The sequence below is a fragment of the Mucilaginibacter mallensis genome, from assembly GCF_900105165.1.
Lineage (GTDB): Bacteria > Bacteroidota > Bacteroidia > Sphingobacteriales > Sphingobacteriaceae > Mucilaginibacter > Mucilaginibacter mallensis.
On the sequence record NZ_LT629740.1, the window covers coordinates 4,259,168 to 4,280,385 of the forward strand.

Genomic DNA, 21,218 nt, shown 5'->3' on the forward strand with positions numbered 1-21,218 from the left:
ATGCGTGCTACAGCTACGATCTTTGACGATTCAGAAAAGAACAACAAAATAGATCTATTGTTAAACGAAATTGTTGAAATATTTAAATCACTAATACCGTCAGGGCCATTCTTAGGTGAGAAAGAAATAATAGTTATCTCTTCTAAAGTCAGCCCCATAACTTATGCACATCTGCTACCTGATAAATATTTAATAGGAATTACGCCTAAAGAATTGTTATATGACCAAATTGCTTATCAATTTGCACACGAGTTATGCCATGTTTTTATCGATCCAAGAGTAACAAACTGGTTGATTGAATCTTTTTGTGAATGCATGTCCTTAATCATTTTACAAAGGCTATTTTTTCAATGGCAAATAAAAGCTTCAGTGGAGGGCTCAGAATCATATGCTATACACTACATTCAGTATTACGCAAGGACCTTAAATGACTATCTAACCTCACTCGACACCACAATTGACCAGCTTCTGACATATGATACAAAAGCGCAAATTAAAGATATTGAAACCCCCTACGAACGATCTTTGAATTTCGTTAATGCATATAAGATTATGCATATCTATAATTCTAATCCCAATATTCTAAATCTAATTCCTATCCTCCATTATTCCAAAAGTCGAGAGGTTGAAGGGCAGCTATTTATAAAAGATAATCACCCAAACATTATTGGAATCGAAAATAATTTAACCGCAGCTCTTATAAGCATTTGGGAACAACTAACTCAATTGATGAAACTAAATTGAATCCTATCTTACACCTTTGAAGGTCTTGAGCGTGTCAAATTAAGATGTTGATGAGTCTTGATGGATTATTTACACCCCTAAATTTACTGAATTGCTGGTAAAATGTGCAGAATTTACTACTTAGGATTGGCATATCACTACATATAAGTGGTGCGATTTTGTGCAAATTCTGTGCACAAAAAAGCCCGCACTTGCCGAAGTGCGGGCTAAATCATTGATTTTAAGGCTCCTGAGGCTGGGCTCGAACCAGCGACCCTCTGATTAACAGTCAATTATCGACACTTATTGATATTTTGATATTGTTTGCTATTTATTGATTATCAGCTATTTATGATATATCTAATAATTGAAATATTGTGATTTTATGCGATTTAACGTCCATTTTTCTGCAAATTTTCTGCAAATAATTCGGGTATTTTTCTTATATTTGACTTATGCAAGATGCTAAATATCAGTATATTAATACAATTTATGCTATTTTTACTTTTATGTAGTTCTGCAAATTTATTCATTTTAATCGTTTTTATCATGAAAGCTGAAGTTTCTTTATACCTGGACACAAGGCGAGCACTAAAGAATGGTACTTTCCCTTTAAAGTTACACGTTTACTTCACCGCAAAAATGGAGCGTTGGTATGGCACCGATTATAAATTGAGCCAGTTCACCTTTGAGCAATCCTACCTGGCTTCTAAGCCAAGGGGTGAAAATAAAGACCTCAAAATAGAACTGGATGCCATTGTGCAAAAAGGCGCTGAACTGGCTAAGGCATTGGGGGACAATTTTACCTTTGAAAAATTCGAGCGTAAAATGTTCCGCTCCAAAGCAAGCACAAACAATGTAATTGAACATTTCGCAAGTGCTGTAAAGATATTGGAGAAAAACGAACAGATCGGAACCGCCTCAAGTTATGATTGCAGCATTAAATCAATCACCACCTATTTAAGTGAGGGTAAGAAAAATCCGGTCACTCACATTTCGTTTAGCCTACTAACTGCCGAAACTTTAAACAAGTACGAACAATGGATGATTGCCAAAGACTGTTCCAAAACAACGGTGGGTATTTACATGCGAAATTTAAGGGCGATCTTTAATAAGGCCATTGCTGCCGGAGATATTGCCCCTGAACTCTACCCCTTTAAAACTTATAAAATACCTACCGGAAAAAATGTAAAAAAGGCATTAGAAACCCCTGATCTGAACACTTTATATACTACGGATGTCACAGCCGATAGCTTTATCGAAAAGGCCAGGGATTTTTGGTTTTTCAGTTATCAGTGCAACGGGATGAATTTCAGAGATATTGCCGAGCTAAAATTTAAAGATATTCACGACACCTATTTTTCATTTTTAAGACATAAGACGAAAAACACCACGAAGGAAGACCCATCGCCGATTGTTGTCCCTTTAACCGGCTATGTCAAAGATTTCATTCAAAAGTATGCCAATAAAAAAGGCAAGCCCAATGACTATCTGTTTCCGATATTCCAGACTGGCATGTCTGCCAAAGAACGTCATAAGGTTAACCAAAACTTCATTCGCTTTGTTAACCAGCACATGCAAAAACTGGTCGACCAATTAGGTTTATCATTCAGGTTAGGCACTATGGTGGCCCGCCACACATTTACAACACAGGCTACCCGGACAATGGGGCTGGAATTTGCACAGGAAGCTTTAGGACATACGACCATGAACACCACACAGAATTACTGGAAAGGGTTTGAAAGTGAGGCTAAAAAGACGATGGCTGACAAATTGATGGAATTTGCATCGGTAAAACAAAAAGCAGATCAGGTGGAAATTGAGGTACCCGCCTGATCTTTAATTTATAAAAGTGCAAGCCTTTCTTTCAGTAAAACTCTGCCAGGCAGACTTATGCCGCTTGCTCTTTTACCGCCATCTTTACTTTATTTTTAAAATCATCGCCCGGCCTGAATGCGGGGATATGCGTTTCGGGAATTTTTACAGCGGTATTTTTCGTGATGTTGCGGCCAATTTTGGCGGCTCTCTTCTTCACCAGGAAAGTACCAAAACCACGGACAAATACATCCTCGCCATTGACCAGACTTGACTGAACCACTTTAAATAAGGCATCAACAATGGTTTCGGTAGGTTCTTTCTCTTTTCCTGTCTTTGCAGTTATACCAGCGATTACGTCTGCTTTCCTCATGTAAGTATCGGCTAAGGGTTAAATATTACTTAAACAGCAAATATACGCCGGATCGGCCTAACCGCCAAACCAGATCCGCCGGACGGGGATATGCAAGCGAACATCCCCGCTATACAAGTGATTACGCACACCCTCCCATTTTTACCGCTTAAGCAACCAAAAGCGCGTAGCCGGGTAAAGTGTCAAGGCCCTTTAGATTTGCTTTGTGATTATTATCGAAAGTTTCTTGTTGACAAAGATTTAGGTGAACCAAGTCAAGGCCCAGGTTAAAGACCTATGCTTCGTATTAGTCCTATTCCATGTCCTTTAGATTTTCTTTGTGATTACTATTAAAACTATCTTGCTGACAAAGAATAGGGTGAACCAAGTCAAGGCCCAGGCTAAAGACCTATGGCCCGTATTAGTCCCTGTTCCGAGTCACAAGTCGATGTCAATGACAAGTTAGAATTTTAGACACCAGGTCTTATAAAGGTTTTAGTCTAAGTACATCACATTAATTTATTTAGTATGAAATACAAAGTATTTATCGGAATCGATGTATCAAAGCTTACTATTGATGTCCACCTGCACGGAATCGGTGCTTCTAAAACATTCAGTAACGAGGAAAAAGGATTTGCTTTATTTTTAAGTTGGGTAAAAAAGTATAGTAAACAATCGGAACCGGCGGAGATGATCATCTGCTTCGAACATACCGGTATGTATTCAATTAAACTTGCCACCTATCTAAATGATATTGGAATCCCATTCGCTATGCTTCCTGCGCTTCAAATCAAACAATCTATAGGGATCAGAAGAGGAAAGAATGACCAGATCGATGCACAAAGAATCGCTGAATATGCTTGGCTACACCGCGAAACCATTCAGGCAACTCTATTACCAGCCAAAAGTATTCTCAAACTTCAGTCGTTGCTTACATTACGAAATCGCTTGGTATGCGATCGTGGAGGGTATGAAGCCACATGGAAAGAACAGAAAAAGGCATTGGAAGGAAAAGAGCACAAGGGGATATTTCAAGTTTATAAAAGCCTGATAATGAACCTAACGGTGCAAGTTAAAAAGATTGAAGAACAAATAAAGGCGGTGATAGAAAGTGATGAAACAGTTAAATTAAACTATCAATTACTGACCAGTATTAAGTGTGTAGGACCTGTACTGGCCGCAAATATGATTGCTTATACGCACAATTTTACCCGTTTTGCTACTTGGCGGAAGTTCGCCTGCTATGTGGGGACTGCTCCATTTGAGCATCAGTCTGGTACCAGCATAAAAGGAAGAACACGAGTCAGTAGTTTATCCAACAAGCAGCTAAAAAAATTAATCCACATGGTGGCTATATGTGCTTGCGCATATAATCCAGAGATGAAAAGCTATTATAAAAGAAGAGTGAGCGAGGGGAAAAATAAGATGAGTACGCTAAATGTTATACGCAATAAGATCATTTCCAGAATGTTTGCTGTTGTCAATCGCGGCTCGTGCTATGTGGATCTGATGAAATATGCAGCTTAGGGCTTATCATCTAAACGCTTAAACAACTCCCCTTATTTTGGACGGGTTCTGTCAAGGGCAGCGAAGGACGGGCCTGTGCGGCTGCGCTGTTTATATACCCTTGAAAGGTTCCGGCCAAAATGAGAATTTTGTTGTCGAGTTAAGATGAAGAAATATTATTTGGAAAAGTCTTAGAATACGGGCGGGGCCGCTGAAAGCGAACCAACTCCCGCCCGCTCCGTATAGCCTTTACACTTTATCCCGGCGTGGGCTATCTTCGCGACTGTGGTGTAATTGGGATTTATTCACGAGCGAGGGGAGAGGGTAGACTCGGTTATGAGCGCAGCGAATTTCCGTGTTGCCGTACCAGGTGAGGCTGGCGGAGGATTGCTGCCCGCCCTATCGCGGGCGCAATCAGCCGCTGGCCGCAACCAGGGGATCGGCTGTACAGAGTACATGAGATAACAAGCAGTTGCCATAATTACTTATAACACTAAAAATCCCCTTGCGAGGGGATAGTAATTGCGTATATTTAAGACTTTGCAGCAAGCAGCCGCTTCAACTCGATAGATAAACCCGATTTGAAATATTATCACTTTTGTCAATTTTGGATAAAGGTAGGACCCTGTCAATTTTATTTTACACCATAAGATGTGATTTGTGAATGCTTTTTAAACTCTTCATTGAAACACCCCAATTAGCTATATGCACTGCATCGGTAACCATCACCCAAACATGACGGTAGATACCGGAACCACTGTACCAGCGACTATTCAATTGTTGCGAATTATCTACCCTTACCGCTATCACATTTTCATGATTAAAATCCAAATAGGGTGAAAGATCATAAGTAAATGATGAATAGACATAAGGATAGATTCCAAGAGATTTGCCATTAATAAAAACTTCTGAATTCATATAAACCCCTTCAAAATAGATGGAAACCTTTTTGCCTTTCCAATTATTCGAAACCTTAAAAGTTTTACGGTACCAACCGATGCCGGTAGGTAAGTATCCTCCTGAACCTCCGCTTGGGTTTTTAGAACTTATTTTCCCCTCAATACTCCAATCGTGCGGTAAATCAAGGCTCCGCCAACTGATATCGTTAAAATCCTTTGATTTTGCAGCAGCAGTATCTCCCAGATAAAATTTCCAGTTATAATCAAATAGCTATTTTCGCACGGTTTTATCGGGACTCTGAGCATAGCAGGCAATGTTCCCTGCCAAAAACAGCAGGACTGTAACTATTGCGCCAACATGCCATGTAATTTTGTTTGTATTATTTTGTTTCATATTGATTTATACTTTTTTGAAGTAACGGGATCCTAACTTTACAACAACCTCATCTTCTTTAAGGCTCAACTAGTTATAAATCGAGCTTAGGTTAAGAGATCTTATCCTGTTATTTAATCGGCGTAAATTTGTACAGGGCCACTCCATGCACCGGAACCTTCACCGAAAGAGCCTCTTTGTCCGCATGGATTGTTGTAATATCTTTCTGACGCCAAAGATCACGCACCTTTTGCTTTCCTGAAATACCAAGCTTTTTCAGATCCTTGTAAGAGATATCCACTTTCTCCAGACCGAAATTGCAAAAGCCTGCTACACGACTGCCATCCTCAAGTTCTTTTACATAAATGCGCAGATCTCCGATAGTCTGAACACAGGTAGCCTGTTTGCCAAGAGCATCCTGATCAACAGCAATCACTTCATCGTTTGTCAATAAATTCAGGGTAAAGGCATCCAGCTTTTCCATATCGCAACCAATTAGCAGGGGCGCAGAGAAAAGGCACCAAAGGCTGAAGTGAAGATATTGTTCATCTGGTTTAAGCATGGTGGGATGCGGGCTACCCCAGCCTACTGTTCCTACAACCAGCATGTCCGGATCGTTCCAGTTACCGGGCTTAGCCCAGGCTGCAGCCTGATCCTGAGCTAATGCTATGCTTTTAACGTTGGACCAGTTGTCCGTTATATCATTCGTTGTACGCCAGGTGTTTCCACCTACCGAACCGCCCCATTTCCAAACATCCGACATTCCGTACTGACACAAGCTGAAAACAATGTCGCGGGGTTGCTGACGTATATAATCTCCCATTATTTTATATGGTTTTACGGCGGTAGACAATTGATAACCTCCATTGTAAGATATTAAGTTTACTTTGTTGGGGTCGTTATCAGGTATTCCATTTAGCACTCCTCCATAGCTGCACCAATCGTATTTCAGGTAATCGAAACCCCATTTGGCAAAACTTTCGGCATCTTGCCGCTCATGACCATAGCTACCGGCACCGCCATCACAGGTCCAGGGACCAGGACTGGAATAAATGCCGATCTTTAAACCTAAGCCATGTACATAGTCTGTCAGGGATTTCATATCTCCAAACCTTTTATTAGGAACTATATTACCAGCTTCGTCCCGGTACTTACCTTGCTGGGAAGGATCTTTCGAATCGCGGTTATTTTGCCAGTAGTCGTCAATATTTACATAAGTCCATCCGTAATTTACTAGTCCGATTTTCATCATTACTTCCGCAGCGTGCTTAACTTTCTCACCAGAAACCTCTCCAGCGAAACAATTCCAACTGTTCCAACCCATTGGCGGGGTAAGTGCAATTTTATCACCACAGATAACTCGTAAATTTTTTTCGGCTATACCTTTCGCATTCTTTGCCTTCAATTGAATAACGTAAGTGCCGGCTTTTACAAGCTTACCGGTGATAAGTCCTGTTTTTTGATCCAGCTTTAGTCCCTGAGGCAAGCTGGTAACCATAAAGGTCATTGGTCGGTCTCCGGTGGCAGGTACCCTGAACTGAAACGGCGAACCCGGGCGGACACCGAAAACGCTTGCGCTATTAATCTTCGGTTTTGCCGATGGCTTAGGGGTAAGAATATAGGGCTCACTTGGGACAGGATAATAAGTAGCAAAACTTGCTACACCGGCCGTCTCAAATTTTGCATCTGCCCAGTCGGCATGATCGCTGCCGTTACCGTTTCCTCCGTCTGTTACCAGCAGCTCAAGTTTTTTCACACCCAAAAGTTTCACATTACATAGCCGGGCAGTATCACCGTCATGCATTACACCGCTCGACCAAAGCTTCGCTCTATCGCCGTATAAAATAAACTCTACGGCAGGCTGACGCCCTTTCACCTCATCATCAATGCCAACCTGCGCGGTAAACGAATTTGCCTTACCATCGAGCTGAATAAAAAGAGAGCTTTCTGCATGTGTGCCGAAGCCACGCTCAAAAGTTTTGCCTGCAATGGTCATGATGTTGCCATCAACCGACCTGTTTTTTTTAGGTACGCCCCAGCCCTGCGAAGCCGTGCTGAGATCCAGTTGATCTAACCAAACAGTTTGTGCGGAAAGAGTACTTATGCTGCTTAGGCTAAAAACTGCAGTAAGTGCGAAGGCCATAGAAAATATATTTTTACTTACTTTATTCACTATCGAAACGATGTGTGTGTGTTTGATGAAAATTAGAACGAGATAATTTCTTTTCATTTTTTTATTTTGATTTTATAAATAAGTTCTTGTGAGTAACCCAGCAAGGAATTTTATTAAGCCTGAAAAATTATTTTTTATAAATAGGCGATATGTTGTTAAACAGTACAGGCCCATTTACCTTATTAATAATCAGATTGTCGAAAAAAGCAGTATTTCTAAGCTTAAACACGGCGCTATAAGCGTGATAATTAAGGCCGTCATCCATAGCCTGTAAATCGCATTTCTCATATTCACATTTGTTTTTTTTTGTCCTGGTATTCGTAGCTGGTTTTAATTATTTAGTTAATGTATTTATTTGAAGCATGCTTACCGAGTAGGCATCGAATGTTCTTGTAAATTTAGCACCGGCTACTTTTATTTTGGAGGTAACAGGAACTATTTTTACCGGATCGCTGATCGTGTTCGTATCTTCGGGTTTATCGCCTTTTATTACCACGAGGGTGCCCTCCGGAGATAACTTTCCAGCCCCATTTAAATCGATATCTACCTGCTGCGGCTTTCCTGTTGCATTTACTACTTTAAGAAACAGTTTTCCCGTTTTGGTGTCCTGGGTAGCTACATAAAACATGGCTGGTATGGGTTGACGCATGTTGTTCGCCGCGCTGTCCTGCTTGGTAGCAGGCCTCGTTTGGGTAGGAATATTGATGCCGGATACAGGGACTACCTTATCGCCGATATAGCTATTAAACATCTTCTGCACATAATATGATGGCGACCCAAAACTTGTCAATGCATCATAACCTATCAGGTTTGATTCCCATTGCCATGCTTTCGGCGCGGTTGGAGTAGCATTATTTACATTTGCAAATAAAGGCGCATAGCATGAGCGGATAACGAGGTCCGAGTTACGTTCCATACCGGTCATCCAGGCAGCATCACCGAGGGCAGCATTCAAATTGGTGGTGGGCTTGCCTTCCGTTGTTGCCCATTCACCTACAAATACTTTATATCCATTGCGGTCGTAGTTATCATAATGTGCCGCGTCCGCTTCCATCCCCCAGGCATCGCGGTAGTAATGTTCATCTACAACTTCGGGCTTGCGAATTGCTAATTTACCCCTTCCTCCAAGCCAATCCTTACCGCCGATGCTTGCAATACAGTACAGGTTAGGGTATTTGGCTTTAATGCCATCACAAAACTGGGCAAAACGTCCGTCGTAACTACCAGACTCATCAAACCCGTCTTCGTTACCAATCTCCACGTAGCTGAGTTTAAAAGGCGCCGGGTGCCCGTCTGCTGCGCGCTTAGCGCCCCAGTATGTGTGTACGTCGCCGGTAACATATTCAATTTCATCCAACGCATCATCTACATATGGTTTTAAAAGCGGCCCCGCGTCCACATGGTCACCATCAAGTGAATAGCCGGCATAAACGGCAAGCAGCGGTTCCATTTTAAGGTCTTCGCACCATTCTAAAAATTCAAGTAATCCCATTCCGTCAGTGGGGCGGTAGCCCCATGAGCCGGTATGTCCGGGCCGCCCCTCAAGCGGCCCCAAAGTGGTCTTCCATGGAAATGCATCGTTCAATTTCGGGCCTTCAAGGAAATTACCGCCGGGGAAACGCAAAAACTTCGGCTTCATATCAGCCAATAACTTCATTATATCTTTCCGGTTCCCGTTGGGACGGTTGTGATAAGTTGGCGGAAATAACGAGACCAGGTTAAAATAATAAACCCCTGTACGGTTTGTTGAAATAACAAAACGGGCGGCAGATGTCGGTTTAACATTAGCGCCTGTTGTTAATTTAAGTTCATATTTTTTCCAAAAGGTGCTTTTTACCAAATTAACAGTGCCCGAGGCATATACCGTTTTACCGTCATTGCTTTCTATGCTTACGGTTATGGGCCCGGCCGTGTTATCAGCAATTACCGGAATAGGAACTGTAGGCTTGGGATCCCAGGGGTGGGGGGGGAATGGCTTGTTGTCCGTACCCTTAATATAAAAAGAAGCGTTATAAGTTGTATTAGGCAAAACAGGTATGCCCCAATAACCTTCATTTGCAATACCGGCCCGGCCACCGCCGGTATCCACCACAAGTCTTAAACAAGTAGTTAACGCGCCATTAATTGCCTGGCGCTGCTGATCAGTAGGTACATTGCCGGGGTTTGCGGCAACTAATTGAATCGTGGCCTTCGCACCTCCCTCCCTGATCAGACTCCATGCTTCCGGCGTATTTGGGTTGTCCTTAAATATCCTGTTTTTGATCAGCTCGGCATACAAACCACCATCATACGAATGGTTGATCTCTTCGGTCATCAACCCATACAGTTGCGGACTTACGTTTGCGCCGGGTTTAGTTACATCAAGCGTAAGCTTAGGGTTTTGTGCTTTCAAGCTTGTTGCAGTGAACAGGAACAGGCACAAACCTGAAATGGGTAATAATTTTTTTATCATGAAAGTTAATTTTATTAATTGTTTTTTTTACACTTATTATACAAGACCAACGCCATAACTGGTCTTAGAGTTAGCTGTAATCATTTTTATTACGCTATTAATTAGACTGGTTATTTTCATCAAACGCTATTTTGGGCTTTTAAACAAACTCACTTTTGAGTAATCCCCTTCCATTCGTCTGTTCTGAATGGTACGGCTGGCAGCCCTTCTTTATTAACGAGGTTACAAACCGGGTTGTCCGCCCAGGCGTAACGCACTGCTACCGGAACAGCTACTTTATCCGAACTCACAATTACCTTGTCACCTTCGATCCGGGCAGACGCCCAATAAAACTTTTTATCATCTCCGGCAATTGCAAATCCTTTTAGTGAAGCTGTATCGCGGGTTGCAAGTCCCGCACCGGTATCGGTAAAAGTTATGGAGATGTCCTTTCCCTTGATAACATAGCTTTTATACATAGGCCCCGAAGCGATAACATTTTTATTATATACCTTTTTATCTGCTATCAACGCCAGCCTGCGTCCAACTTCCTGCTTGTTTAACGGATGAATACTGTTGGCATCCCCGACATCTATTATGCACGCCATGCCTGTATTGGGTTGCGACAGGGTTAATGTTTGGGCTTCTCTCAGTTCGGCCCATTCGCTTTCAGAAGGAAGCGGATCTACTTTTTTGAAATTAGCCAACTGAACATATAAAAAAGGAAGGTTACCCAGGTGCCAGCGTTGTCGCCAGTCGTTGATCAGCATGGGAAATAATTCTCTATAACGGTAAGCCTCCGTATCATTTGCCTCGCCCTGGTACCAGATAACCCCTTTGACCCCAAAAGGAATTAACGGATTAATCATGCCATTAAACAGCAATGCGGAATAATTTTGATAATTGCGAATTTGAGGAAAGGCTGGTTCAACATCTTTTTTATACAACCATTTTCCTGCCAAAGAAACCTTAGCAACGTCATCGGTAATATAAATATTTTCGGCCGGAGGGTTGAATCCGCCACCGCCCCACAGCATAGCCACTCTGATGCAAATGGTATTTTCCCCGTTCTTAACCAGGCTGGCAGGTATAGTATAAAATTGTTTTGGATTGCTATTCCAAATAGTTTTGCATATTTCAGCACCATTAAAATAAAGTGAGTAATTCATTTCGGGGCGGCCAATATTGAGTACTAATTGTTTTCCCGCAAAAGACGGTGGTAGCACAACTTTCTTACGTAACCACATCATCCCTTCATATTTTCCAATCCCAAAATCTTTAACCATGTGGGGCATTTCAACCGCCGTCCAACCAGAGTCGTCATATTCCGGTAATGGAACAATTTTATCTGAACTGCCCTGCGGATGATAAACGATGTCCCAAAAATGTACCATATTCAGGCTATCTTTTACAACATTATTTTGACTCAGCGTATCATTCGCAAGTATTTTTGCCCTGGTAGCAGTCGAGGTAAGCAGCATTTCCCGGCTTGTCCAGGTTTGTACCGGCGTTCCGCCCCAGGTACTTTGAATGATACCAATGGGTACATTTTGTTCTGTATGTATTTTACGTGCAAAATAATAGGCTACTGCAGAAAACTGCTTTACATTATTTGTGTCACATAGTTTCCACTTACCCGCTAAAAAATCAGATTGAGGAGTAAGTTTTATATCGTGTTCTACAATAAGAAAGCGGATTTGGGGGAAATCTGCTTTGCCAATTTCATTCGGAGCATCCCGCGCTTGTTGTACCTGCAATTCCATATTGGATTGTCCGGAAGCCAGCCAGACATCTCCAATAAGAATTCCTTTTAGTTTGATGGCGGATTCTGGCTTTCCTGATTCAAAAATCTTGAGGTCATAAGGGCCTCCTGCCTTAAACTTCGTAAAATGCAACATCCATTTGCCTTCCTTATCTGTTTTTGCTTTTATAGTTTCCTTGCCAAGCATTGCAACAATCAAGGAACCCGGAGTTGCTTTTCCCCAAACCGGAATGGCTATGCCTCTTTGCAAAACCATATTGTCGCCAAACACTTTTGGCAAAGTTATTTGGGCGTATCCTGATTGAGCGTTAACTGACAGGCCGGCCAACAATAGCATATAAAACATCAAAAAAAACTTATATATTATTTTCAATTTTGACATTAATATATCCATTGGTTAATTTTTAATCAGGTTTATCAGAATAACATCGTTTTCGCGTATATCCAATTCCCTGGAAAACACGCCGCTTGGTTTTATTTCAATCTGCTGTATTGCCATAGGAGAACCATTTTGTTCTTTTAACTTTTTAACCTGCTGCAATGTTAGCTGTGATGGCCTGCCCATATCCACATAGCTTGTATATGCGTCATTCACCCTGTATCCTACTTTATAAATTTCCATCGTGTATTTTCCTGCCGGTATATGCGATAAATTAACTCTTACTTTGCCTTTAGTTTTGGCTGGCAAGTCTTTAATATAATAAGCCTGATTATTTACAGAATCCGGCAAGGTATAGGTGTAATCCCACAACAAAACCTGAACATCTCCTCTGTTATCTTTACAGGCCCAGGAAGAACTGTCTCGATTGGCTAATTCAGTTCCTCCCAGTTTGTTTAAAAAGGAATAGGCAAAAAATGCGGGTTTTTTGATCCCTTCGATGTTCATTAAGCCAAATCCGCCGTGAAAAGGGGTAAAACGAGGTCCGGCCTCTTCAAAAATATCAGTAAATGTCCAGTAGGACATTGAATTGGCCGCCGATCCAACCTGTTTTAATTTTTTAAGTATGTATGCAGCTTCGTGATAGCTATCATGAAGAGGGTCTGAAGGCGTGTATGACGAGCTCCATTCTGTATAATGTAGTTCCAGCCCGGGAATGGCTGAATTTTGAATCTGTTTGCGTGAATTTAAAACATCGCCGCTAACGCTCCATTCGTTTTTGTCGAGCACCGTACCCGTTGATCCGTGTTCATCCAGAAATCCCTGTTTTACGCCGTAAGCATGTGTGCTGATAAAATCGATAGGCACGGAATTATTTTTACAAAAGTCTATCATTTCAGGCACCCAGGCGGCCCCTGCCGTGGCTGGACCGCCAACTCTGTAAGCAGGGTTGACGCTTTTAATTGCCCGCGCGCTGTATTGATATAATTTGAAATAATCCGCCTGCGTACCGGTCCAGAAACCATCTTTCAAGTTCGGTTCGTTCCAAACTTCAAAATACCAGGTTTTTACTTCTTTGGCACCGTACCGTTCAGTAAAGTGTTGGGTCAGGTTACGAATTAAATCCGCCCATTTTTTATAATCTTTGGGCAGTGTTACATTACCTCTCCACCAGAAAATTGTTTTGCCCCCGCTGGCAAGTGCTCCCGGCATGAAGCCTAACTCTACGAATGGCTTCATGCCTATACTAACAATGTAGTCATACAAAGCATCAACATACTGGTAATTATATTGCGGGTTACCATTACGGTCTTCGCTATAAACAGCCATATCATCGGTGAGCAACCCGTGCATGCGGATATATTTGAAGCCGCATTCTTTCCTCGCAATAGCTAGCTGCTGCTGCCAGTCAGCCCTTAACCCTTCATTTGCACGCCCGGCACCTACGCATTCTTTAAATGAAGTATTTAAGGGCCCTATTTCTTTATTAAAATCGACCTGAATAATTCTTTCGGTGCCTGTATGGCCTTTTTCATCTTTGTTTTGTGCTAATGCTATGCTTAAAAATAAACTTCCCAAAACAAGTAGTAAATATTTCTTTTTCATTTTATAAATATGCGCCCTATGTTGCCAGAGGCCTGTAAATAATTAGACACTATTCAGCATGTATGGGTATGCCATTTGCCGTAAGTGCCTCGATTGTCAACTGGAAAATTTCACAATTGCCGAAGCCTGCATTATGACTCGCGGTTAACCTACTTAATATTAAACGTTGCTGTTTGCCTGATATCTCTCGATGACGCAGCGGCCAGTATCTTGTATTGACCAGGCTCAATCACCCAATTTTTTAATTTATCGTTAAAATAGGCGAGGTCGTTTATAGCTATGTTTATTAAAACAGGAGCCGTTTGACCCGGTGCTATCATAATCTTTTTAAATGCCTTTAGTTCTTTGCCAGGGCGCAAAACTGAAGAGTTTAGTTTGCTGATATAAAGTTGAACAACTTCTTTTCCTGCTACGGCGCCGGTGTTCTTAATCTTTAAGGAAACCGTTATTTTATCCCCACTTTTATACGCTTTCTTGTTAATGGCCAAATCAGTATAAGTAAAATGAGTATATGACAACCCGTAACCAAAGCAATACAGCGGTTCTATGTTTTTAGTGTCGTACCAGCGATAACCTACCAGTATGCCTTCTTTATAATCAGCCGTCAGGTGTTTACCCGGATATGTATTTAAGGCAGCCGCCGGTGAGTCACCCAACGAGACAGGAAAGGTAAATGGTAAACGGCCTGACGGGTTCACTATACCTTTTAAAACATCGGCCAGTGCATTCCCTGCTTCCGATCCGTTAAACCACGACCAAACAATCGTTTGATTTGATTTTTTGATTTCATTCAGATCGTACGGAGCGCCCGCCATTATTACGATAATCGTATTAGGGTTAGCTGCACTAACCGCGTTAACCAATGCCTGCTCGCCAAAGGGCAGCTCCAAATTTTTGCGGTCATGGCCTTCGCTTTCAAACTCGCGATTAGAACCGATGCATAAAATGGCGATGTCGGTTGTTTTTGCAAGCGCCACGGCCTGGTCGATCAAAGTTTGGTCGGGGTGATCATAACCAGCATTCTGCGCATCCGTATTGTTTGCTAAATAATTCGCCTTGTACCCCTGGGCGAAACTGATGCTCGCCGTTTTGCCGAACCGTGATTTTATACCCTCCAAAGCTGTTATCTCGTGTTGCGCTTTTACGCCTGCTCCGTACCCGCCTAATGCAAACGTACGGGTGGCATTATCACCGATAACGGCAATACTTTTAATGTTGCTTGCCTTTAATGGTAATAAATGAGCATCATTTTTTAACAGGACTATAGATTCTGTTGCAATATCATATGCGGCTTTGGCATGCGCTAGTGTGGCAATAGACCCTTTTGGGTGATTTGCACTCATGGATGTATGATAAATCAACCATAAGATCCTCCTCACTTTATCATCTATTGTTTTTACTGAAACCTGGCCTGATTTTACTGCCGCAAGTAGTGGCTTAGCAAAATACCACTGATCATACGGCCCGCTTGAGCCCATTTCTATATCCAGGCCATTATTAGCGGCCGCAACGGTATGGTGTACACCGCTCCAGTCGGACATGACCACTCCCTTAAAGCCCCAGCCTTTTTTTAACACTTTATTTAGTAAAAAGTCATTCTCCGAACACCAGTAACTGTTCACTTTATTGTAAGCCGACATTACCGTATAAGCATTACCTTGCTGTACCGCCGCTTTAAAGGCGGGGAAATATATTTCGCGCAAAGTACGCTCATCAACTATCGTGTTTACGCTATCGCGGTTGAGTTCCTGGTTATTGGCAGCAAAGTGTTTTATACAGGCTGCTACATGCTGACTTTGAATCCCTTTTACTGATTGAATAGCCAATTGACCGTTTAAATATGGATCTTCAGAATAGTACTCGTAGGTGCGACCGCAAAGCGGCATCCGGCAAATATTGAATGCGGGTGCAAGCATGATGTTCTTTTTCATAGCGTTGGCTTCCTCGCCCATAACTACCCCGTATTTATTTGCCATTGCAGGGTTCCATGTGGCTGCTATGGCCGAGCCGTTGGGTAAAAACGTGGCGGAATCAGTTGTCCAGTTTGCTGAAGCCCAGTCGAAGCGTTTTATTTCTTCCCGCACACCTAATGGGCCGTCATCGCAGGTTAGTTCGGGGATACCCAAACGCGGCACACCTGCTGAGGAAAATAGGGCATTACCGTGCAGCATCTCTATTTTTTCTTCCAGTGTCATCTTCTTTAAGATGCTAGTGATCTTAGCCTGTCGCGCAGCTTCGTTTTTATTTTGTGCCGAAGCGTTTCCAAACAAAAACAGGGCAGCACCTAGTACTATAATATATTTTATACGCATTGATTATTTAAAATTTAGTTTGTAATTTATTGTTCATATTCTTTTTGCTAAACCCTGCTATTTTAGGCGCAGGCCAGCCCATAGTACTTAATATTACCTGGGTTTTAGCCTTGCGGATAAAAAGAACGTAAGCAGAGGGGAGGATATCGTATTCTCTTTTAAAAAGCTTTGCGAAATATTGAGGTGCTTCAAACCCAACTTCACTGGCTACCTGGTTAATCTTCATTTCTGTATTTTCGAGTAAATGGGCAGCTTTCTGCAGGCGGATTGTCTGTATAAACTCCACAGGCGATTTACCGGTAAGCATTTTAAGTTTCTTATACAACGATACCCGGCACATTTTCATCTCACGACTGGTTGTTTCAACAGAAAGATTGGGGTTTGATATGTTCTGCTTGATATACTCAATTAATTCACCCAAGAATTTCTCATTCCCTGTTTGTAGATATGCCTCTTCAAAGTGCACCCTTATCTGCCCCTCAGAAACCCGTTTATATTTTTTCTGAAGCTTGTCGGGTATTCTAAAGGCCCTTCTCTTTTTCACTGCTTTATACAACATCTATTAATTAATGGCTTATAATATTATTAAAAATCAAATCATCCAATTGAATTTCAAATAGTTCCCACTTGTCAGTTTTTCTATCATATATAACTTTCTTGAAACCCTCTTTCAAAGGATGTCCGGAATTTGCAGGTAGCACGGAAAAATATACTTTATATCATATTGCTCGAACTTCCGTGTGTTGTTGGCCTTGAAATAATTGGAGCCAATGTTTTATTTATCATCTTGGATATGATGAAACCTATTGTTGAAAATCTCATTTCAAAGGTACGTCAGCCCATAATGCTCTAAACATTTTTTTGTGAAGTTCTTAATAAGGACCAAACCCTCGTTAAATATTTTTTTCGATTCAGGCGATATGATAGGGTTACTGAAGTAAGCAGGGTGCTCCTTCAGCAAAATACCGATCGTCTCAAAATTCTCTATCAAAGCTTTAATTTCACTTTCATCTAATTCTTGTGCTTTTGAAATAATTTGATCTTCCATAATCCCTTTTTTTTAATACCCTTTAGAGTTAATCGTATAAATTAGTTTGAACTTGCGGAATTATGCCGGTATCATGAATAAACGCTTATTCATGATACCGGCAGTTTTAGTGTCATTGTCTTAAATAATTCGCGGCTTGCTGAATCAACGTTTATTTGCCTCCTGCTCTCAAAAGAAAGGCTTAACGGTTTCGCCGAATCGGCAGTAACAGCCCGTTTGAATCGCACATCTACTTATAAATAGCATCAATAAACCAGCAACCGGAATTACTCGAATTGCCAATCATCAAACAAAAAACCGTCTCCATAAAATACAAAATAGATATTCCCTACTCCATTAGGTATCTTCTGTGTTATTTGCGTTGAGAGCGTAGTCCAGTCCTTCGTATCACATTTAAGGGAAACAAGGGCCGGGCCTTTAAGATTATTTACATAAACATCGATTTGACCTGTTCCTTTCACCCTGGCTTCGAATTTGGAAGGAATCTGTTTGCTAAAATCGGCTCCCCGGACCATGAGAACTTGTTTATCTATTTGTCCTATGGCAACCATATTACCCACAATACCAGCAGTATCGAACTTGACGTGCCCCGAAGTGCCTGCCGTGGTTTCTGCTTGCTGCAGAACGAACGGATTTAATAGCTTAGTTTGTGACGGACCTTTAAAAGTTGCGTTGATCATGGGGATGTTCACGCCATTAGTTGTATCCATCGGTGCTTCTTCGATACCAACATTCCGAAAACCACCCGTAGTGTTAAAATAATTCTGTAAATACATGGCATGGTAAGCAAAATACCATTTCCCTTGAAACGTGAACAAATGAGAGTGATTGTTTGTCAAAGGACCTATTTTGTCACCCACGTTGTCGCCAGGATTCCTAAAGTAATTATCGCCATACTTCCAACTACCCGAATCTAAGGGTGTTTTACTCGTCATATAAGATATGTTGCATGCGGTTGGTTTAGGAATATTGCTATAAGGCCATACATTGCGTGGATCCCAATTCGTACAATAGTTATAAACCCAGGTTCCATTGATAAAGTTAAGGTCGCTGGCCTCATTCATATAAGGAGCGGGTATCTTAGAAACATTGCCGGCCAAACTGATCATATCTGCTCCTAATTTGACGATTCTGGCATTATCTGGCATATATTTTGTTTTAGGCGTTCCGCCTCCAAAAACCAGCCAGCCTGTACCCTGGTTGTCAATCAAAACTCCGGGATCGAATGGAGCACCGACATCCACACCGGGCACAGAGCGGTCGACTATGTTCTTCCCTAATGGGTCTTTCCAGGGGCCAACGGGAGAGGTGGAAGTAAGCATGGCCGAGCCCAAGCCGTTATTGGAATAATACATATAGAAATGCGTTTTACCATCTGCTTCCATTCTGGATTCAATAGAAGGTGCCCAGGACGAAGCAGTCCATGGCGCCAGTACTGCTGTATTTATGAGGCCATGATAGGTCCAGTTGACCATATCAGCGGAAGACATCATGACCAGTGTGCGGATATACGCGTAAGTATTTTTCCCACCCGGTCCTACCGTGTCATACTGTTGTTGATCATTCGTGGTGTACACATAAACTCTTCCATTGTATTCTATAGCTGTTGGGTCGGCCGTAAACATAAAATCTAATAAAGGATTCCCATTATTGGTGAGAAGTTTCGGCGAAACCATTGCGAATTTTGCTAACAGATTTTGATTGTCTGGCTGTGAAACTTGAATTTGCCTGGTATCACCATTCGAAGCGTTGATAGTCACTATCGCCTCGCGGCCAGCCCCTGTGTTGTTAGCGTTCGCGGTTAATTTAAGCGTAACATTTCCCGAGCCTCCCGATGCCTGACTTATCGTGAACCATATAGATGAGCTATTGGATGACGCTGTCCAATTACCATTTGCGGTGATGGAAACATTAGAACTACTTCCTTCTGACTCAAAAACAACCTGCGCGGAAGAAACAGTGAATTGGGATTGAGATTGAGGCGCAACCTGTTTCTTCTTACAGGAAAAAGAAAGCGATGGAAACAAGAATAGTAAGCCTAAAAATATCCCATAACTCTTTCTCCTATTTATTATATTGTTCATTTTTGTTAGTTCAATTTATCTTTTCACAATCAATACCGATCATATACGTTAAGAAAACGGTACTGTGTAATCTGTTCACAGTACCGCTATTTCATAAAAAGCTTTAATCCAACATTAATTTTTACTTATATCCAGCCACAAGGGAATTATACATACGCTGGTCTATTACCACATTATTAGCCCTGTCTAACATTTGCCCCGTCTCCCAAAAAAATGGCAGCATACCATCCGTTTTAGCCGTTTTGGTCATAAAAGTGTTCCAGTAATCCACAGACCTGTTGCTCACCGCCGTATCCAAAGGCATAGGCTCGTTGGGATTATTTCTCCTCGGGGCCGCATATTCACCCAGAATTACAGGGATACCTTTGTCAACAAAATCCTGTTTTACCCCTTGTAACTCAGTAGTGATCTGACTCTCGTTTACTGCGGGGGGGGCGTTGCGCGATGGCTCAATAGTAGAAACATTCCCAGCGCCCCAGTAGTAAATCATGTTGCCCCAGCTTGCATCTCCATCCGTTAGTAACGTAAATTGAGCAGGCGTGTAGTCATGCACCTCGAGTATCAACTTGTTAGGCACCGGGTCGGTAGGCATAGTAGTCATCAAAGTAGCAGTTTTAGTAGGATCAGCGTGAGGCCCCTGTACAACCAGCACACGGTAACTGTTCCTGCCTCCGGTAGAGCGAACTGCATTGATGAATGTTTCGTGGTAACCATTGAGTATGGCCATCTGCTCGGCATTATCAACCGCAGGTTCATTCGTACTGGCAAATAAAAGGTGCTCATCAAAATCACGCAGGGTTGTAGCAATCTGCTCCCAAATCGCCTTTTGCATTGCGTTAACGGAATCTTTCTTTATGGCATTGACATTATTTTCCAGCCAGCCAAGATCCGCGTGGGCATTTATTATTACATACACATCATTAGCCACACAATATCCAACCACTTGTTTCACCCGCGCAAGCCATACAGGGTCAATTGTTGCCTTTTTCGGATCGCTTAAATGGGTCCAAACCCAATTCATGGGAATCCGTACCGCACTGAAACCTATTTTTTTTACAAATTTTACCTGCGCGTCGGTAATTTTACCAGACACCCAATCACCGTCGTTCGGGGAGTCCATGGTGTTGCCAAAATTCATGCCCATTCCCGTTCCCATTTTTGCCGCCAGTTGCACGGCATTACTGGTCACTCCGGTCATGTCCGGCGCTATGGGCGATGTATTATAACCTGGGTATATGGTGGGGGCCTGGGTAACCGTTACCCTTCTTGCCTGCCCGTTTGACGCACTTATTTCAAAAATTGCCGACTGGCTTGCCCCTGTGCCATTTGGCGATGTGGCTGTGACATGAATAACGGTACTACCGCTGTTACCGGAAGTTGCGCTTAATTGCAGCCATGACGAAGCAGGGTTGCTTACGCTCCAGGCAGCATTGCTGGTAACGGTTATGTCCTGGGTACCACCATCAGGCGCAAAACTCATTGTCGACACGCTAACAGTGAGTTCCGGTGCCGGACTCTTCGCCTTTTTGCATGCGAAAAGGGTAATAATCGCAGTAAATAATACTACGGATTTAAAAAAATACTTTTTTTTCATTTTGTTCTATCGTTTAATTAAAAATCGCATACACATCCTACGCACTAAAAAATATCGGCATGGTACCTTTTTTTTGTCATTTATAATGAGGCTCAATTGTACGTTGACCTTTTTACGTTATTTCCTGGTTCTAAAAATTTGCTCTTTCTAAAAAGTAATTTT

Annotated in this window: 15 protein-coding genes; 4 read left to right on the top strand and 11 right to left on the bottom strand. The window is 42.1% G+C overall.

Annotated elements, in window-relative coordinates:
• Both BLU33_RS17075 and BLU33_RS17080 read left to right on the top strand, forming a co-directional pair.
• Positions 1–744, top strand: a complete 744-nt coding sequence (locus tag BLU33_RS17075; protein WP_091375707.1) for a hypothetical protein — start codon at positions 1–3, stop codon at positions 742–744.
• A 528-nt stretch (positions 745–1,272) separates the two neighbouring features.
• Positions 1,273–2,559 (top strand): tyrosine-type recombinase/integrase, encoded by a 1,287-nt coding sequence (locus BLU33_RS17080; RefSeq protein WP_091375711.1) that lies wholly within the window; start codon positions 1,273–1,275, stop codon positions 2,557–2,559.
• 55 nt (positions 2,560–2,614) lie between these two features.
• On the opposite strand, the gene BLU33_RS17085 is transcribed toward BLU33_RS17080, so the two are convergent.
• Complete coding sequence (locus BLU33_RS17085) at positions 2,615–2,911, bottom strand: HU family DNA-binding protein (RefSeq protein WP_091375714.1); 297 nt, start codon at positions 2,909–2,911, stop codon at positions 2,615–2,617.
• Positions 2,912–3,418: 507 nt separating this feature from the next.
• On the opposite strand from BLU33_RS17085, the gene BLU33_RS17090 reads away from it, so the two are divergent.
• Positions 3,419–4,417: a transposase gene (locus BLU33_RS17090; protein WP_091367515.1), complete on the top strand. Its 999-nt coding sequence runs from the start codon at positions 3,419–3,421 to the stop codon at positions 4,415–4,417.
• A gap of 315 nt (positions 4,418–4,732) precedes the next feature.
• Positions 4,733–4,861, top strand: coding sequence for a hypothetical protein (locus tag BLU33_RS25595; protein ID WP_262493818.1), 129 nt, complete (start codon positions 4,733–4,735; stop codon positions 4,859–4,861).
• 174 nt (positions 4,862–5,035) lie between these two features.
• Here BLU33_RS25595 and BLU33_RS17095 read toward each other — a convergent pair whose 3' ends face one another.
• The 10 genes from BLU33_RS17095 to BLU33_RS17140 form a co-directional block, all read right to left on the bottom strand.
• Positions 5,036–5,539: a sugar-binding domain-containing protein gene (locus BLU33_RS17095; protein ID WP_232009455.1), complete on the bottom strand. Its 504-nt coding sequence runs from the start codon at positions 5,537–5,539 to the stop codon at positions 5,036–5,038.
• 259 nt (positions 5,540–5,798) lie between these two features.
• Positions 5,799–7,898: an NPCBM/NEW2 domain-containing protein gene (locus BLU33_RS17100; RefSeq protein WP_232009319.1), complete on the bottom strand. Its 2,100-nt coding sequence runs from the start codon at positions 7,896–7,898 to the stop codon at positions 5,799–5,801.
• A 277-nt stretch (positions 7,899–8,175) separates the two neighbouring features.
• Positions 8,176–10,293, bottom strand: a complete 2,118-nt coding sequence (locus BLU33_RS17105) for an alpha-L-arabinofuranosidase C-terminal domain-containing protein (protein WP_091375719.1) — start codon at positions 10,291–10,293, stop codon at positions 8,176–8,178.
• A gap of 149 nt (positions 10,294–10,442) precedes the next feature.
• Entirely contained in the window at positions 10,443–12,428 is a 1,986-nt protein-coding gene (locus BLU33_RS17110) for a sialate O-acetylesterase (protein ID WP_232009320.1), read from the bottom strand.
• Positions 12,429–12,431: 3 nt separating this feature from the next.
• The gene (locus BLU33_RS17115) at positions 12,432–14,018 is read right to left on the bottom strand and encodes a GH39 family glycosyl hydrolase (protein ID WP_091375721.1); all 1,587 of its coding nucleotides are present in this window, start codon (positions 14,016–14,018) and stop codon (positions 12,432–12,434) included.
• Between the two features lie 149 nt (positions 14,019–14,167).
• Positions 14,168–16,330: a glycoside hydrolase family 3 C-terminal domain-containing protein gene (locus BLU33_RS17120; RefSeq protein WP_091375724.1), complete on the bottom strand. Its 2,163-nt coding sequence runs from the start codon at positions 16,328–16,330 to the stop codon at positions 14,168–14,170.
• Positions 16,331–16,337: 7 nt separating this feature from the next.
• Entirely contained in the window at positions 16,338–16,874 is a 537-nt protein-coding gene (locus BLU33_RS17125; RefSeq protein WP_157682202.1) for a helix-turn-helix domain-containing protein, read from the bottom strand.
• A 279-nt stretch (positions 16,875–17,153) separates the two neighbouring features.
• Positions 17,154–17,378, bottom strand: a complete 225-nt coding sequence (locus BLU33_RS17130; protein WP_091375730.1) for a hypothetical protein — start codon at positions 17,376–17,378, stop codon at positions 17,154–17,156.
• A 266-nt stretch (positions 17,379–17,644) separates the two neighbouring features.
• Entirely contained in the window at positions 17,645–19,462 is a 1,818-nt protein-coding gene (locus BLU33_RS17135) for a family 43 glycosylhydrolase (RefSeq protein ID WP_172829261.1), read from the bottom strand.
• 121 nt (positions 19,463–19,583) lie between these two features.
• Positions 19,584–21,056, bottom strand: a complete 1,473-nt coding sequence (locus BLU33_RS17140) for a cellulase family glycosylhydrolase (RefSeq protein ID WP_091375733.1) — start codon at positions 21,054–21,056, stop codon at positions 19,584–19,586.
• Positions 21,057–21,218 lie beyond the last annotated feature (162 nt).

What these genes read in the sequence shown, in the direction of transcription:
- BLU33_RS17075 (WP_091375707.1), top strand. Translation starts at nt 1, where the DNA reads ATGCGTGCTACAGCTACGATCTTTGACGATTCAGAAAAGAACAACAAA.
- BLU33_RS17080 (WP_091375711.1), top strand. Translation starts at nt 1,273, where the DNA reads ATGAAAGCTGAAGTTTCTTTATACCTGGACACAAGGCGAGCACTAAAG.
- BLU33_RS17085 (WP_091375714.1), bottom strand. Translation starts at nt 2,911, where the DNA reads ATGAGGAAAGCAGACGTAATCGCTGGTATAACTGCAAAGACAGGAAAA.
- BLU33_RS17090 (WP_091367515.1), top strand. Translation starts at nt 3,419, where the DNA reads ATGAAATACAAAGTATTTATCGGAATCGATGTATCAAAGCTTACTATT.
- BLU33_RS25595 (WP_262493818.1), top strand. Translation starts at nt 4,733, where the DNA reads ATGAGCGCAGCGAATTTCCGTGTTGCCGTACCAGGTGAGGCTGGCGGA.
- BLU33_RS17100 (WP_232009319.1), bottom strand. Translation starts at nt 7,898, where the DNA reads ATGAAAAGAAATTATCTCGTTCTAATTTTCATCAAACACACACACATC.
- BLU33_RS17105 (WP_091375719.1), bottom strand. Translation starts at nt 10,293, where the DNA reads ATGATAAAAAAATTATTACCCATTTCAGGTTTGTGCCTGTTCCTGTTC.
- BLU33_RS17110 (WP_232009320.1), bottom strand. Translation starts at nt 12,428, where the DNA reads ATGGATATATTAATGTCAAAATTGAAAATAATATATAAGTTTTTTTTG.
- BLU33_RS17115 (WP_091375721.1), bottom strand. Translation starts at nt 14,018, where the DNA reads ATGAAAAAGAAATATTTACTACTTGTTTTGGGAAGTTTATTTTTAAGC.
- BLU33_RS17120 (WP_091375724.1), bottom strand. Translation starts at nt 16,330, where the DNA reads ATGCGTATAAAATATATTATAGTACTAGGTGCTGCCCTGTTTTTGTTT.
- BLU33_RS17130 (WP_091375730.1), bottom strand. Translation starts at nt 17,378, where the DNA reads ATGGAAGATCAAATTATTTCAAAAGCACAAGAATTAGATGAAAGTGAA.
- BLU33_RS17135 (WP_172829261.1), bottom strand. Translation starts at nt 19,462, where the DNA reads ATGAACAATATAATAAATAGGAGAAAGAGTTATGGGATATTTTTAGGC.
- BLU33_RS17140 (WP_091375733.1), bottom strand. Translation starts at nt 21,056, where the DNA reads ATGAAAAAAAAGTATTTTTTTAAATCCGTAGTATTATTTACTGCGATT.